Source organism: Bradyrhizobium sp. 159 (assembly GCF_023073795.1).
Lineage (GTDB): Bacteria > Pseudomonadota > Alphaproteobacteria > Rhizobiales > Xanthobacteraceae > Bradyrhizobium.
Genome location: NZ_JADPKE010000058.1, coordinates 1 through 13,815, shown reverse-complemented (window position 1 = coordinate 13,815; position 13,815 = coordinate 1). Strand labels below are relative to the sequence as shown.

11 protein-coding genes are annotated in these 13,815 nt (G+C 64.0%); 6 read left to right on the top strand and 5 right to left on the bottom strand.

The window, feature by feature from the left end; translation table 11 throughout:
* Nucleotides 1–56: 56 nt before the first annotated feature.
* Complete coding sequence (locus IVA96_RS15625; RefSeq protein ID WP_247280878.1) at nucleotides 57–266, top strand: hypothetical protein; 210 nt, start codon at nucleotides 57–59, stop codon at nucleotides 264–266.
* Here the strand turns inward: IVA96_RS15625 and IVA96_RS15620 are convergent, their stop codons facing one another.
* Together IVA96_RS15620 and IVA96_RS15615 are read right to left on the bottom strand one after the other, a co-directional pair.
* The gene (locus tag IVA96_RS15620) at nucleotides 267–1,478 is read right to left on the bottom strand and encodes a hypothetical protein (protein WP_247418122.1); all 1,212 of its coding nucleotides are present in this window, start codon (nucleotides 1,476–1,478) and stop codon (nucleotides 267–269) included.
* Entirely contained in the window at nucleotides 1,475–2,848 is a 1,374-nt protein-coding gene (locus IVA96_RS15615) for an amino acid permease (RefSeq protein ID WP_247280876.1), read from the bottom strand. The genes IVA96_RS15620 and IVA96_RS15615 overlap by 4 nt, the downstream gene beginning before the upstream one ends.
* 321 nt (nucleotides 2,849–3,169) lie before the next feature.
* On the opposite strand from IVA96_RS15615, the gene IVA96_RS15610 reads away from it, so the two are divergent.
* Entirely contained in the window at nucleotides 3,170–4,495 is a 1,326-nt protein-coding gene (locus IVA96_RS15610) for an alpha/beta hydrolase (protein WP_247418197.1), read from the top strand.
* Nucleotides 4,496–4,536: 41 nt separating this feature from the next.
* Here the strand turns inward: IVA96_RS15610 and IVA96_RS15605 are convergent, their stop codons facing one another.
* Nucleotides 4,537–4,914: a hypothetical protein gene (locus IVA96_RS15605; protein ID WP_091889385.1), complete on the bottom strand. Its 378-nt coding sequence runs from the start codon at nucleotides 4,912–4,914 to the stop codon at nucleotides 4,537–4,539.
* Between the two features lie 91 nt (nucleotides 4,915–5,005).
* Nucleotides 5,006–6,181 carry an MFS transporter gene (locus IVA96_RS15600; protein ID WP_247418120.1) on the bottom strand — a complete coding sequence of 392 codons (1,176 nt, stop codon included), beginning with the start codon at nucleotides 6,179–6,181 and terminating at the stop codon, nucleotides 5,006–5,008.
* A gap of 186 nt (nucleotides 6,182–6,367) precedes the next feature.
* Between IVA96_RS15600 and thrS the strand changes: the two genes are divergently transcribed.
* From thrS to IVA96_RS15585, 3 genes are all read left to right on the top strand, one after another.
* A complete protein-coding gene (gene thrS, locus IVA96_RS15595; RefSeq protein WP_247280873.1) occupies nucleotides 6,368–8,410 on the top strand; it encodes a threonine--tRNA ligase in 2,043 nt (680 codons plus the stop codon).
* Nucleotides 8,411–8,504: 94 nt separating this feature from the next.
* Nucleotides 8,505–9,068 carry a nitroreductase gene (locus IVA96_RS15590; RefSeq protein WP_247280872.1) on the top strand — a complete coding sequence of 188 codons (564 nt, stop codon included), beginning with the start codon at nucleotides 8,505–8,507 and terminating at the stop codon, nucleotides 9,066–9,068.
* A 63-nt stretch (nucleotides 9,069–9,131) separates the two neighbouring features.
* Nucleotides 9,132–10,400 carry a serine hydrolase domain-containing protein gene (locus IVA96_RS15585; protein ID WP_247418117.1) on the top strand — a complete coding sequence of 423 codons (1,269 nt, stop codon included), beginning with the start codon at nucleotides 9,132–9,134 and terminating at the stop codon, nucleotides 10,398–10,400.
* On the opposite strand, the gene IVA96_RS15580 is transcribed toward IVA96_RS15585, so the two are convergent.
* The gene (locus IVA96_RS15580; protein WP_247280870.1) at nucleotides 10,386–12,848 is read right to left on the bottom strand and encodes an EAL domain-containing protein; all 2,463 of its coding nucleotides are present in this window, start codon (nucleotides 12,846–12,848) and stop codon (nucleotides 10,386–10,388) included. The genes IVA96_RS15585 and IVA96_RS15580 overlap by 15 nt on opposite strands.
* Nucleotides 12,849–13,489: 641 nt before the next feature.
* Between IVA96_RS15580 and IVA96_RS15575 the strand changes: the two genes are divergently transcribed.
* A partial coding sequence (locus tag IVA96_RS15575) for a transposase (RefSeq protein ID WP_247418115.1) occupies nucleotides 13,490–13,815 on the top strand: 326 nt, incomplete at its 3' end.

The following is a 13,815-nucleotide window of genomic DNA, read 5'->3' as shown; positions in this document are numbered from 1 at the left end:
GGAACCGGAACTCTCGCCTCGCGTTGATGTGATGCTCCCATCGGGAGGAAACAACAATGCGCTGGAAAATCAGCCGTCATTTTCCCTCCGGACCTGGTCTCAATTCTGGTCGGAGAGGCCATCACGATCCCAGAATCATCGATCTGCTCGCGATCGTCGCCCTACTGGTGTTCGTGCTCGGCTCCGGCTGGTATCTGGCGACGAGCTTCGCCACGCCGCCAAGCACGACGGCGTTCATCGTGCCGAGCCAGAATGTGCACTGGTAGCTAGCGGAACCAGAAGAAACGTCCGGACTGCGGCGGGATCGACTCCGGCGGGCGTAGCCGCTTCGGTCGCGGCGGCTTTGACGACGGCTCGGCGGACGAGGTGGTCTCCGCCGGCGCGATCTCGCTGCCCGGCACCTTCACCGACAGCAGCAAGTTCGATTCGTGCGTCCGCCAGCGATAGCCCACGCCGAAATCGATCGGCTGGGCGCGCGTGAACAATTCGGCATAGCGCTCCTGGTAGCGGCTTGCGAATTCATCGATCGGACCGAGATAGCGGCCGAACGGAAAGAACCGCCATTGCCGTGCATTGTAGTTCGCGAGCGGAATGCCGGAATCGTCCTGGATGATGGTGGCGCTGTTGGCGAGGAGCCAGTCGCGCACGAGGGTAAAATTGCCGGAATGCAGCAGATAGGACGCGCTCTTGAGCAGGCTGTTGCCGGGGCCCAGCGTCTCGCAGAATTTCAGGAAGCCGGCCGCGCGCGCACCGGAATTGGAAAGATCAGTAGAGAAATAATACAGCGTGCGCGCTTCCCCGTCGCTGCCGGCGAAGGTGATGCGGACGCCATGCGTCGCGTTGGGTCCCGGATTGTCGCCGGCCGTGTGAACCCCGCCCTTGTTGTCGAGCGCGATCATCTCGACATTGCGGATGGTCTTGCCGGAGCGCGCGAGGAAAACATAGAGGATCGGCAGCGTACCGTTGACCTGATTGGCGTGCAGGTCGACCTTCATCTGCTTGGTAATGAAGAAGGAAAAGCTCAGGATCGAGCCGAGCGAGCGCTCGACGTTGTAGAGCGCAGCGCCGATCGAACTACGCGGCAGCCGCGTCAGCTCGGGCACCGCTCCCACCGGCTCCAGCGCGCCAAGCACGTAGGTGCTGGCGTTGGCATAGAAGGCATTGGCGTAGAGGAAGTCCGGGCCGCTGAACATGTAGAACATGGTTGGCCGCGGCGCGGCGAGATTGACGTCGGCCCAATTGCGGATCTTCGAGAGCTGCCGCTGCTCGAGCTGGGCGAAGGCGCTGTCAAAGAATTTTGCATGACGCTGCCAGCCTGGATCCTTCGTGAGCGGCACCAGCGGCGAGTCCGCCGACGGCTGCATGCCCGCAAGGAAGCGCGCAGTGTCGTCGAAGGTGACGTCGGCGGCGCGTGCGGACGAGACAGCCGCAGCCAGCAAGGCAAGAGCGACGGCCGCAATTCTCAGGGGTCGGATCATGTCGATTCGCGATGTGGTGAAGCGGCAGCGGCCACCGGCCGCCTGCGGAAGACGACATAAATCAACAGACCCGAGAGCATGACGAGCATCCCCGACAGCGACTGCACCGGCCGCTCGATCAAGAGGTAGTACATCATGAACGCGGTCACGAGCAGGAAAACGAGCGGCGTGAACGGGTATCCCCAGGCGCGATAGGGCCGCGGCAAATCGGGATCGGTGATGCGGAGCTTGATGACGCCGGCGACGGTGAAGAACGAGCAGAACAGCAGCGCGAACTGGATGAAGTCGAGCACCGCCTCGAAGCTGCGCGTGAACAGCAGCAGGGTCGCGACGGCGAGCTGAAACAGGATGGCATAGGCCGGCGCACCGTTCGCCGATCGCTGCGAGAACACGCGCAGCGCCGGAATGTCCTCGCCCATCGTCATCATCACCCGCGGGCCGATCCACATCATCGCGCTGATCGAGGAGATCAGACCGGCACAGATCATCGCGCCGACGATCCGGCCGCCGAGGCCGCCGAAGATGGCGCTGCCGGCGACGCTGGCAACGTCGAGCTGGCCCGCCAGCGCACTGACCGGCGTCGAGTAGAGGAACACCGCGTTCAGCGCGACATAGAGGACGAGCACGATCAGCGTGCCCACAAGCAATGCGCGCGGCAGGCTCCGCTGCGGCGTGGTCATCTCGCCTATGATGTAGGTCGCGGCATTCCAGCCCGAGAACGAGTACATCACGAAGACGAGCCCGATCGCGAAGGGCGCGCTGACGATGTGGGCGAGATCGCCCGGCTGCGGCGTGAAGGCGATCTGCTGCGGCACGCCGATGACGAAGCCGGCCACCAGGAAGGCGACGATCAGCACGACCTTCAAAATCGTCGAGATCAATTGGAACGTCGAGGAGTGCCTGACGCCGGTCAGTTGCACGAGCGAGACCAGCCACACCACGCCGATGGCGAGCGGGATCGGAGGCAGATCGTCCGCGACCGATTTGGCATATTCGCCGAACGCCATCGCGGCGAGCGCGACTGGCGCCGCAAACCCCACCGTGGCCGAGACCCAGCCGGCGAGAAAGCCGAAGGCGGGATGATAGGCGCGGCCGAGGAAATTGTACTCCCCGCTCGAGCGCGGAAACATCGCGCCCAACTCGCTGTAGGAGAACACCCCGCACAGCGCGACGATGCCGCCGACCGTCCAGAGCAGCAGGATCGAGAAGCCGGACGGGATGTCCTTGACCTGGAAGCCGAGGCTGGTGAAGACGCCGACCCCAATCATGTCGGCAATGACGATGGCGGTTGCGACCAGAACAGAGACCCCCGACCCGCTTTCGGTCAGCCGGCCAGTCCAGGGCGCGGTACCCGCATCTGATGCCGTCATCGGGGTTCTCAAGCCTCAGGCGTCACGCCTCATCGGGAGGCATCGTGCAGATTGATCCAGTCAATTCAAGCAGGGTTAACAAGGGTTAAATGAGGCAGGCGTGACGGGTATGTTGACACCTTTCACGCACGGTCTTGGGCGATAAAGCTGCACCACCCCCGAGAATCCCTTTTCCCTTCCCCACAATCACGACACGATTGTATGGTCCCTTTGACGGTTCCGGATGTGGGGAAATTTCTCTGGACGCTTAACGTCACCTAAACGCCAGTCGGCTGAATTGATTTGAAATTGCCGATGGACGTGACTTGGGGTCATGGGTGGATGGTCGGGGCCGTTCCGAAACTGAGAGCGAACGCGCGTGCCGATCGGACGACGTCCGGCGCGCGCGGTCGTGTGCTCCGGGTCGGCTTGATTCTAGCCCTGGTGCCGCTGTCGCTGACGCTGGTTCAATGCGGCAAGGCCCCCAATCCGGCGGCGCTCGCGGCGAACTCGCAGGCCAACGTGCAGGTCGTCGCAAAGACAAATGCGCAGGTGGCAAGCGGCGACACGTTCGAAGATCGCTTTCCGGCCCCGCAGTTCAAGGAGCGTTTCCCCTCGGCGAGCGAGAGCTTGCTGCAACGGCAGATGTCGGACTTCTCGCCCAAGCGCGCCGTCCAGCAGCAGCCCCAGGCTGAGCAGGCGCCCTACAAGGTCGCTTCGCTCGAGCCGCAGCTCCCCTACAAGCGCCCGCCCCGTGAGGACCTGACGACGCTCGTCAGCATGAAGTCGTCGGCCTTTCCCTATTTCGGCAACAACCCCGCCTCCGACGCACCCTTCCTCAACATCTCCAAGGGTGACCGCCGCGGCCACCGCAGCTATTCGGGGCGCGTCTACTGGCAGGACGAAACCTACAGCGACAGCCGCGTGCTGGTGCACGTCCCAGAGCATTTCGACGTTCGCAAGCCGGGCGTGATCGTGGTGTTCTTCCACGGCAATGGCGCCACGCTCGAGCGCGATGTGCGCGACCGGCAGCTGGTGCCGAAGCAGATCACCGATTCCGGCGCCAATGCCGTCCTGCTTGCGCCGCAGATGGCAGTCGATGCCGCCGATTCCAGCGCCGGCAAATTCTGGCAGGCGGGCGGCTTCAAGCGCTTCATGGAGGAATCGGCCAACCACCTCGCCCGCCTGACCGGCGATCCCAACAGCGCGCGGGCCTTCGCCAACATGCCGATCGTGATCGTCGGCTATAGCGGCGGCTTCCTGCCGACGGCTTGGAGCCTGGAGGTCGGCGGCATCAGTGACCGCGTCCGCGGCGTCGTGCTGCTCGACGCCGTCTATGGCGAAATGGACAAGTTCGCGGCCTGGATCGAGAGCCACCGTTCCGGCTTCTTCGTCAGCGCCTACACCCGCTACACCGCGCGGCGCGACCGCGAGCTGATGAGCCTGCTGCGGCAGAAGGGCATCAGCGTCTCCGAGGACATGGACGAGCCATTGCGGCCCGGCAGCGTGGTGTTCGTCGAGACTGGCGAGGGCATCACCCATCGCGACTACGTGACGAGGGCCTGGACGCGGGATCCGCTCAAGGACGTGCTGGTGAAGATGTCGGCGACGCCCGCGCTCGCGCTCACGCGCGTGGCCTCTACCAATCCACCCGCATCGAGCCGCTAAACGGACGTGACTCTAAGGCGCCGAGGGGCCCGGTCTCTCGCTTAGGTTTTCGGCAGCTTCGGAATGCTCTCGGCAAAGCCGTTGAAGCAGGCCAGCCGCTCGTCCTCTTCCTTGAAGAAACGGCAGTCTGCGTAGCCCTTGGCCTTCGCCGGCTTCGGCTTCGGCGCCGGCGGGATCACGGCGTCGTAGCAGTTGAGGCGGTCCTTGGTGCCGTCGTCGATCTCGAGGCAGGCCTGGAGCCGCGCCGCGATCGATTGCGGCTTACCCTTCGCCGCCGCAGCTGGTTTGGCCGCAGCCTCTTTGGTCCCTTTGGGCTTGACCTGCACCAGCGGCTTGTCCCCCACCATCGGTGGCTTGTCGGCTTGCGCAAATGCGGAGGCTGAATAGAGCACCGCGGCAACCGCCAGAATCATCCTCATTTCAGTCAACTCTCTTTGGTCCCCATGCATGGCGTTCTAGCGCCCTCATGCTCGGTTTGCCAAGCACCTTGCGCATAGGAAGCTGCGAGATTCAGGCTGTTGCGGCGGCAGCCCGCCGGGGCCTGGTCAGGAGCACCAGCAGCAGCGCCAGCACCACGAAACCGACCGCGACGAAGCCGAGCGTGTGCAGGAGCTCGCGGGCGAACAGTAATCCGCCGATGGCCGAGCCGAGCGCTTGACCGATATAGAGGACGGACGTGTTGAGGGCCACGGTCGCCGATGCCAGTGATGGCGCGGCCGCGACCAGCCGCACCTGCTGCATCGAATTGGTCGAGGCAAAGCCAAGGCCCCAGACCGCGACCGCGCCCGCCATCAAGACAAGCGTGCCGGCGCCGAGCGCCCAGCCCGTGACCCCCGCAAGCAGGAGGCAGGTGAACAGCAGCGAGGTGCGATAAGGCCCCCAGGTATCGACGATGCGAGTCGCGATGGCGACGCCGAGGAAGCCGCAGACCCCGTACAGGGCAAACACGATGCCGATGGCATCGGGTCCGGCGCCGGTGAGCTTCTTGAGCAGCGGGCCCATGAAGGTGAACACCACGAACTGCCCGGACATTTGCAGCATGGTGATCGCGAGCAGGAGCAGGATGGCCCTGCTGCGGGCGACCTCGGCCCAAGTCTTGATGTCCACCGGCGCGCCCTTCAGGCCCGCCGGCAGGCGCAGCAGCAGCAACAGGAAGCTGATGCAGCCGAGCGCGCCGATCTCGCCATAGGCGGCGCGCCAGCCATAGCGGCTGGCGATGAAGGTGATCAGCGGCAGGCCGACGGCGGCAGCGAGCGACCAGCCGAGGAAGATGTAGGCGATGGTGCTGCCGCGTCGCTCCACCGGCACGATCAGCGCCGCCGTGCCGGCAGCCTGCGGCGTATAGAGCGCGCCGATCGCGAGCATCACCAGACGGATTGCAAGGAGGCTCGCATAATCGGGTGCAAAGGCCGAGGCAAGATTGCCGAGAGCAAGCACGGCCAGCGTCGTCGTGAGCAGCGTCCGCCGTTCGATGCGACTGGTGAGCCAGGCCGTCAGCGGCGAACCAATGCACAGCGTGATGGCGCCAAAGGTGATCAGGAGCCCGGCCGCATGGATGCTGACGTCGAGCCCAGTCGCCAATTCCGGCAGCATGCCCGCCGGCGCAAGCACCGAGCAGCCGGTGACGATGTTGCCGAGCATCAGAGCGGTTGGCGCGAAGCGGCGGACAGCAGGCGATCTTTCCATGCAAGTGCATGTAGAGCAGAGCTGCGGTCTGTTAAAGGGCACGGTCTGAAATAGTTGGTGCACCGTCCCGGCTTTTGCGCGCCACTTTCTTGGAATTGCCGGATTGCGCAGGCCGAATCGGCTGATATATCGCTCGTTCCCGCTTACCTGCGCTCGTTCGCAGGAGTGAGCCTCAGGAGTAAAGCAATGACCGACCAGCCCAAATCCGAGTCCGGCTTCCAGTACAGCCTCTCCAATCTGAAGCCCGCGACCCCCGCCCCCAGAGTCACCCTCATCTTCCCCGACGGCGCCCAGCGTCAGTTCGACAAGGGCATCACCGGCCTCGATATCGCCAAGGGCATTTCGCCGTCGCTGGCCAAGCGCACTGTGGCGATGGCACTCGACGGCACGCTCGCCGACCTCAACGACCCGATTGAGGCCGACGCCCGGATCGAGTTCGTCCATCGCGATGATCCCCGCGCGCTCGAATTGATCCGCCACGACTGCGCGCACGTGCTGGCCGAAGCCGTGCAATCGCTGTGGCCGGGCACCCAGGTCACGATCGGCCCGGTGATCGAGAACGGTTTCTACTACGACTTCTTCCGCAACGAGCCGTTCACCCCGGAAGATTTTGCCGCGATCGAAAAGAAGATGCGCGAGATCATCGCGCGCGACAAACCTTTCACCAAGGAGGTGTGGGATCGCGAAAAGACCAAACAGGTGTTCCGCGACAAGGGCGAAGCCTTCAAGGTCGAGCTGGTCGACGCCATTCCCGGCAACGAGCCGATCAAGATCTACTACCAGGGCGACTGGTTCGATCTCTGCCGCGGCCCGCACATGACCTCGACCGGCAAGGTCGGCAATGCCTTCAAGCTGATGAAGGTCGCCGGCGCCTATTGGCGCGGCGACAGCAATAACCCGATGCTGACCCGCATCTACGGCACCGCTTTCGCCAAGCAGGAGGACCTCGACGCCTACCTCAAGCAGATCGAGGAGGCCGAGAAGCGCGACCATCGCAAGCTCGGACGCGAGCTCGACCTTTTCCATTTCCAGGAGGAAGGTCCGGGCGTCGTGTTCTGGCACCCGAAGGGCTGGACCATCTTCCAGCAGCTCATCGCCTATATGCGGCGACGCCTGACCGGCGACTACAGCGAGGTCAACGCGCCGCAGATCCTCGACAAGGTGCTGTGGGAGACCTCGGGCCATTGGGGCTGGTATCGCGAGAACATGTTCGCGGCGCAGTCGGCCGGCGACGAGGCCGAGGATAAGCGCTGGTTTGCGCTCAAGCCCATGAACTGCCCCGGTCACGTGCAGATCTTCAAGCACGGCCTGAAAAGCTATCGCGACCTGCCTTTGCGCCTTGCCGAGTTCGGCGTGGTGCATCGCTATGAGCCCTCCGGTGCCATGCACGGCTTGATGCGCGTGCGCGGCTTCACCCAGGACGATGCGCACATCTTCTGCACCGAGGATCAGCTCGCCGAGGAATGCCTGAAGATCAACGACCTGATCCTGTCGACCTACGCCGACTTCGGCTTCACCGGCGATCTCACCGTGAAGCTCTCGACCCGGCCGGAGAAACGCGTCGGCACCGACGCGATGTGGGATCACGCGGAGCGTGTGATGGCGACGGTGCTGCGCGAGATCCAGTCGCAGAACAACCACATCAAGACCGAGATCAATCCGGGCGAAGGCGCCTTCTACGGCCCGAAGTTCGAATATGTGCTGCGCGACGCCATCGGTCGCGACTGGCAGTGCGGCACCACCCAGGTCGACTTCAACCTGCCCGAGCGGTTCGGCGCGTTCTACATCGACCATGACGGCGGCAAGAAACCGCCGGTGATGGTGCACCGCGCGATTTGCGGCTCGATGGAACGCTATATCGGCATCCTGATCGAGCACTATGCCGGCAGCTTCCCGCTCTGGCTCTCGCCGGTCCAAGTGGTGGTCACCACCATCACCTCGGAAGCCGACGAATATGCCAAGCAGGTCGTTGAGCAGGCGCGGCGCGCAGGCCTTCGGGTCGAGATCGACCTGCGGAACGAGAAGATCAACTACAAGGTCCGCGAGCACTCGCTGGCCAAGATCCCGGCGCTGCTCGTGGTCGGCAAGAAGGAAGCCGAGACGCATTCGGTCTCGGTCCGCCGGCTCGGCAGCGACGGCCAGAAGGTGATGACGACGCAGGAGGCGATCGCCGCGCTGGTCCACGAGGCAACGCCGCCGGACGTCCAGCGGGCGCGTGGCGCCCTCTGATCCCTGAAATCGATCTAAATTCGCTTCCGGTTGCGGGCGTGCATGCCTATCTCGGGTCTGAACGTCCGCCGACCAGTTGAAGAGGAATATCGCAGTGCCCGATGCCATCGAACTCCTGAAGACACGCCGCTCGGTCAAGCCGCGCGAGATGACCGAGCCCGGCCCCTCCGCAGCCGAGCTCGAGACCATCCTCACCATCGGCGCGCGCGTGCCTGATCATGGCAAGCTGGCGCCCTGGCGCTTCATCATTTTCGAGGGCGATGCCCGCCAGCGCGCCGGCGAGGTGATCGCAAAAGTCTTTGCCCGGAAGAATCCAGGCGCGCCCACCGCCGACATCGAGATCGAGCGCAAGCGCCTCACCGACGCGCCGCTGGTGATCGGCGTCGTCAGCTTCACCAAGCCGCATCCGAAGGTGCCGGCCTTCGAGCAGGAATTGTCGGCGGGTGCCAGCGCCATGAACATCGTCACGGCCGCAACCGCCCTCGGCTACGGCGCCTGCTGGCTGACCGGCTGGTTCGCCTTCGATCGCGACGTGCTGGACGGCCTCGGCCTCAAGCCGGACGAAAAGCTCGCCGGCTTCGTCCATATCGGCACGCCGACCAAGCCAAGCGAAGACCGTCCGCGACCGTTCCTTGCGGAGATCGTGACGCGTTTTTAATCGATGTCTTGTTGACGCCCTTGGCGTCTTGCGGCTTTGATCCCGCCGAGGGAGGAAGCCCGGATGAGACGGCGTGAGTTTCTGGTCGGAGCCGCGGTGCTCGCCGGCTCGATGGCGCGAGGTCGCGCCGCCGACATCCCTTCCCCGTCGCCCGACGGGCTCGATCGCATCACCGCATATTTCAACAACGAGGTAACGAGCGGCCGGCTGCCGGGCGCCGTCATCCTGGTCCAGCAGCACGGCAAGCCGGTCTATTTCAAGACGTTCGGCGTGCGCGACGTCCGGACCGGCCTTGCCATGACGCCGGACACGATCTTCGCCATCCACTCGATGACTAAGCCGATCACATGCCTCGGCGCGATGATGCTGATCGATGAGGGCAAGCTCGCGCTCACCGACCCCGTGTCGAAATACATCCCGCTCTTCGCCGATACCAAGGTGGGCCTCGAGATTACCAAGCCCGACGGCAAGCTGGAGCTCGATCTCGTGCCGCCGGTCCGTCCCGTCAACATCGAGGACCTGCTGCGGCACACCTCGGGCATCAGCTACGATTATATTGGCGGCAAATGGGTCGAGCAGGCCTACAAGGCCGCCAATATCTTCGAAGGTCAGTTCAACAACAGGGAATTCGCCGACCGGATCGCGAAGCTGCCGCTGGCGCGGCAGCCGGGAACGTTGTGGCGCTACGGTCATTCCACCGACGTGCTCGGCGCCGTCATCGAGATCATCTCGGGCCAGACGCTGTACGAATTCCTGAAAGCACGCATCTTCGATCCGCTCGGCATGAGCAGCACCAAATTTGCGCTGGCGACGGAGGACGAGCTGGCGCGGATGGCGCGGCCGCTGCCGAACGATTTCATCCTGCTCGCCGCCGAGCGCGAGCGCCTCGACCATCCCGAATGGCAGTCCGGCGGCGGTGGGCTGCTCTCGACCATCACCGATTATCAGCGCTTCGCGCAGATGCTGCTCAACGGCGGCCAGTTCGAGGGCAAGCGTTATCTGAGCCCGGCTGCGTTCAAGGCCATGACGACCGACCACATCGGACCAGGGTCCGGCGTCGGACGCGACTATTTCTATTTCCCGGGCGACGGCTTCGGCTATGGCTACGGTCTTGCGGTGCGCACCGATCCCGGCAACGCGAAACCGCCGCCGCCGGGCTCGATCGGCGAGTTGAAATGGGACAGTGGCAGCGGCACCTATTTCGGCGTCGATCCCAAGCTCGACATGGCCTACCTCATGATGCAGCAGACCCAGAACGAGCGCAGCCGCATCACACCCGCCTTCAAGGCACTGGTCTACGATTGCTATCCTCCGGATCTACGCCGCCCGTGAGGCGCGCTGGCCGAAATCGGCGAGCAGCTTTGCGATCTCGGCGGCGGGCCGCGCTGCGCTGAACAGGAAGCCCTGCACCTCGTTGCAGCCCTCGGCGCGCAGCCAGTCGAGCTGATCCTCGGTCTCGACGCCTTCCGCCGTGGTGGTGATGTTGAGGCTGCGGCCAAGACCGGAGATCGCGCGCACGATCGCGCCGCAATCGGGCCGCTGCGCCAGATCCTTGATGAAGGAACGGTCGATCTTGATCTTGTCGAAGGGGAAGCTGCGGAGATAGCTGAGGCTGGAATAGCCGGTGCCGAAATCGTCCATGGAGATGCCGACGCCGAGCTCGCGCAATTGATGCAGCGTGGCGAGGTTGGATTCGGTCTCCGCCAGGAAGATCGACTCGGTGATCTCGAGCTCGAGCCGCCTCGACGACAGGCCGGACTGCGCCAGAGCGGAGATCACGACCTGAACCAGATTGCGGCTGCGGAATTGCGCCGGCGACAGATTGACCGCGACTTTGACGTCGCCAGGCCATTTGACGGCTTCGGCGCAGGCCTCGCGCAACACCCATTCGCCAAGCTGGGTGATCAGGCCGATGTCCTCGGCGACCGGAATGAACTCGGCGGGCGAGATCATGCCCTTGTCCGGGTGCCGCCAGCGCAACAGCGACTCGAAGCCGGAGATGCGGTCGGATGCGATCGACACCAACGGCTGGTAGTGCAGCTCGAACTCGCCATTGGCAAAGGCGCGGCGCAGGTCGAGCTCCATGTCGCGGCGCTTCTGCGCCTGAAGGTCCATCTCGCGCTCGAAGAAATGGTGCACGCAGCCGCCGTCGGACTTCGCCCGGTACAGGGCCATGTCGGCGTTGCGCATCAATTCCTCGGACGTCATGCCATCCCCCGGTGACAGCGCGATCCCGATGCTGGCGCCGATCACCATCTCCTGGCCATCGATCTCATAGGGCGCCTTCAACATGTCGATCAGCAGGGTCGCGCAGGCGCTGGCCTCGTTCGGCGAGACGTCGGCCGCCAGGATGACGGCGAACTCGTCACCACCGAGCCTCGCCGCGAGATTGGCACCGCGAACCGCATTGGTCAGGCGTTCGGCAACTTGCTTGAGCAGGCGGTCGCCCGCCGGATGCCCGAAGGAATCGTTGATGTTCTTGAACAGGTCGAGATCGATGTAGAGCACGCCGACCCGCTTTCCGCCGGCCTGGTCGAGCGCCTGCTTCAGCCGCTCCTGGAAATATTCGCGGTTCGGCAGGTCCGTGAGCCCGTCGTGATGGGCCATGTGGGCGATCCGCGCCTCGGCCTTGCGCCGTTCGGTGATGTCGACCACCGCGACCAGATAGCCGTCGCGATCGTCGAAGGCGACGCGCCGGCCGAAGGTGAGCACCTCGATCTCGCTGCCGTCGGCGCGTAAGTGCCGCCAGTTGCGCGAGGAATGATAGGCATCGCCGACGCGCTCGAGCGCCTCGGCGTGGCTCTTCCACTCGTCCTCGGGCCAGATCTCGTGCAGCTTCATGCGCAGGAAGGTGGCGCGACTGTAACCGTAATGCTGGACCGCGGCGTCATTGACGCCAAGGAATTGCTTAGTCTGTGCGTCGAACACCCACATCGGCATCGGGTTGTTGTCGAACAGCAGGCGGAACGAGGCGTCGCGCCGCTTCAATGCGGTGACGTCGGAGATCGTCAACGAGACCACGTCGGCGAAGGCGGTGGTGCCGAGGCGCAGGTGTCGTCCGTCGCTCTCGATCTCGAGCTGCTCGCAGCGGCCGCCCGAGACGGCCTTGAGCAGGAAGTCCATAATCTCGGGCGCGGCCAGCAGCGTGCCTGCCTCACTGACCCGCCGCCATAGCAGGCTTCCGGTCGCGGCCTTCAGCAGCGCGCTCGCACTCTTGTTGTGGTGCACGATCTGGAGATCGAACGGCTTGCCGCTTGCGTCGCGCAGCGTCGTCAGCGAGACGACCGCGTCATCGGTCGCGGAAAAAATTGCGTCGAGGAGATTATATTGCGTCCCGCGCTCGTTGATGTAGGTGCCGACCAGCGTCGCGCTCCAGCGCGAGGCGGTCGGCAGCGCCAGTAGATCGTAGGTCCTGACCATGCCGTCGCGCACGCAATGCGCGCTCGCGTGATGCGGCCGCCCCGTTGCGAGCGCGATCGCGGCCGCTTCCGTCAGCGCTGTGGCGCAGTCGGGCGACAGCTCCGCGACGGGAATGTCCCAGCGCTCCTCGCAGAGCCATTTCTGCACGTAACGTCCGCTGCGCGACAGTTCGAGCGCGCCGTCACCTTTCAGCAGCGCAATATGGTCGGCGAGTCGTCCGAGGCTGCCGAGCATCACGTCCTCGTAACGCGGCAGCCGTTCGCCCGGCTTCAACGCGGCACGCCATTTGCGTTGAAGCACCGGGATGTCATCGAACATTTCGGCGGCCGGTTTTCCCGGCACTTTCTTTGCGGCACTCATGGCAGTCCCCAACGCACTATGCGGGCGCATCCCAATGCAGGTGCGCTTAACGGCGTGTAAAGAGCGCACAGGCGCAGGTTCCGTTCGGTGATTATGACAGTTTTAAGTCAGGTGTTGGTTAGTGGGCGTTAGAGACTATGACGGTTGCGCTTCTACGCATGCTGAAGTGGACGCGGCGTCGCGCAACTGCATCAACGTCGGCATTGCGACCTCTAACGCCCAGCTCAATCGCAGACACATCTTCGCATCCTCGCGGCTTGTTCGCCCGAGCTTTGTCTCGATGCCTTGCCCTCTCATGAAAGAAGGCGCAGGGAAGACCGGGAGCCGGTTGGCTCCGATGGACCGCCATGCCAAGAGCAGATTGCGTGTGCTTCATGCATAGCGGACAACAGGGCAACCGGAGACATCCCGGCCTTCCCTGCGCGGATGGTTGGAACGGCTTATGTCGCGCTCTTGTGTCTGGGAAATCTGCCAGAATGTGCAAACGGGCGGTTCTCGCAAAACCGCCCGTTGCTGGATCTGAGCCCGGTCGCGCTCAAAGGCCGTGAGCCTGTCGGGGAGCGAGGGACAGATCCGGTGGTCTTCCTCAACCCGAACAGTTGCATGGGCTTCGAGCCCGGACCGAGCAAGGAAGGGATTGGATGATGGCACAAAACGATCTTGTTGTCGCCGGTATCGACGTGGCCAAGGACAAGGTGGATGTGTGTATTCGATCATTGTCGCAACGGCGGACGTTCGCGAGCACGGCAGAGGGACGGCGAATGCTGATCCGTTGGCTTCGCAAGTACAAGATCACTAAAGCAGCGATGGAAGCGTCCGGCGGCTATGAGCGAGAGTGGGTCAAGGCGCTGCGCGAGGCCGATATCGAAACCCTGATTGTCGATCCGAAGCGGGTGCGCAACTTCGCAAGATCGGCCGGGCAACTTGCCAAGAACGATCCGATCGATGCGGAGATGATTGCCTGGTT

Coding starts and splice junctions, on each gene's coding strand:
- thrS (WP_247280873.1), top strand. CDS start 6,368: ATGACCGACCAGCCCAAATCCGAGTCCGGCTTCCAGTACAGCCTCTCC.
- IVA96_RS15615 (WP_247280876.1), bottom strand. CDS start 2,848: ATGACGGCATCAGATGCGGGTACCGCGCCCTGGACTGGCCGGCTGACC.
- IVA96_RS15620 (WP_247418122.1), bottom strand. CDS start 1,478: ATGATCCGACCCCTGAGAATTGCGGCCGTCGCTCTTGCCTTGCTGGCT.
- IVA96_RS15580 (WP_247280870.1), bottom strand. CDS start 12,848: ATGAGTGCCGCAAAGAAAGTGCCGGGAAAACCGGCCGCCGAAATGTTC.
- IVA96_RS15605 (WP_091889385.1), bottom strand. CDS start 4,914: ATGAGGATGATTCTGGCGGTTGCCGCGGTGCTCTATTCAGCCTCCGCA.
- IVA96_RS15600 (WP_247418120.1), bottom strand. CDS start 6,181: ATGGAAAGATCGCCTGCTGTCCGCCGCTTCGCGCCAACCGCTCTGATG.
- IVA96_RS15610 (WP_247418197.1), top strand. CDS start 3,170: ATGGTCGGGGCCGTTCCGAAACTGAGAGCGAACGCGCGTGCCGATCGG.
- IVA96_RS15585 (WP_247418117.1), top strand. CDS start 9,132: ATGAGACGGCGTGAGTTTCTGGTCGGAGCCGCGGTGCTCGCCGGCTCG.
- IVA96_RS15625 (WP_247280878.1), top strand. CDS start 57: ATGCGCTGGAAAATCAGCCGTCATTTTCCCTCCGGACCTGGTCTCAAT.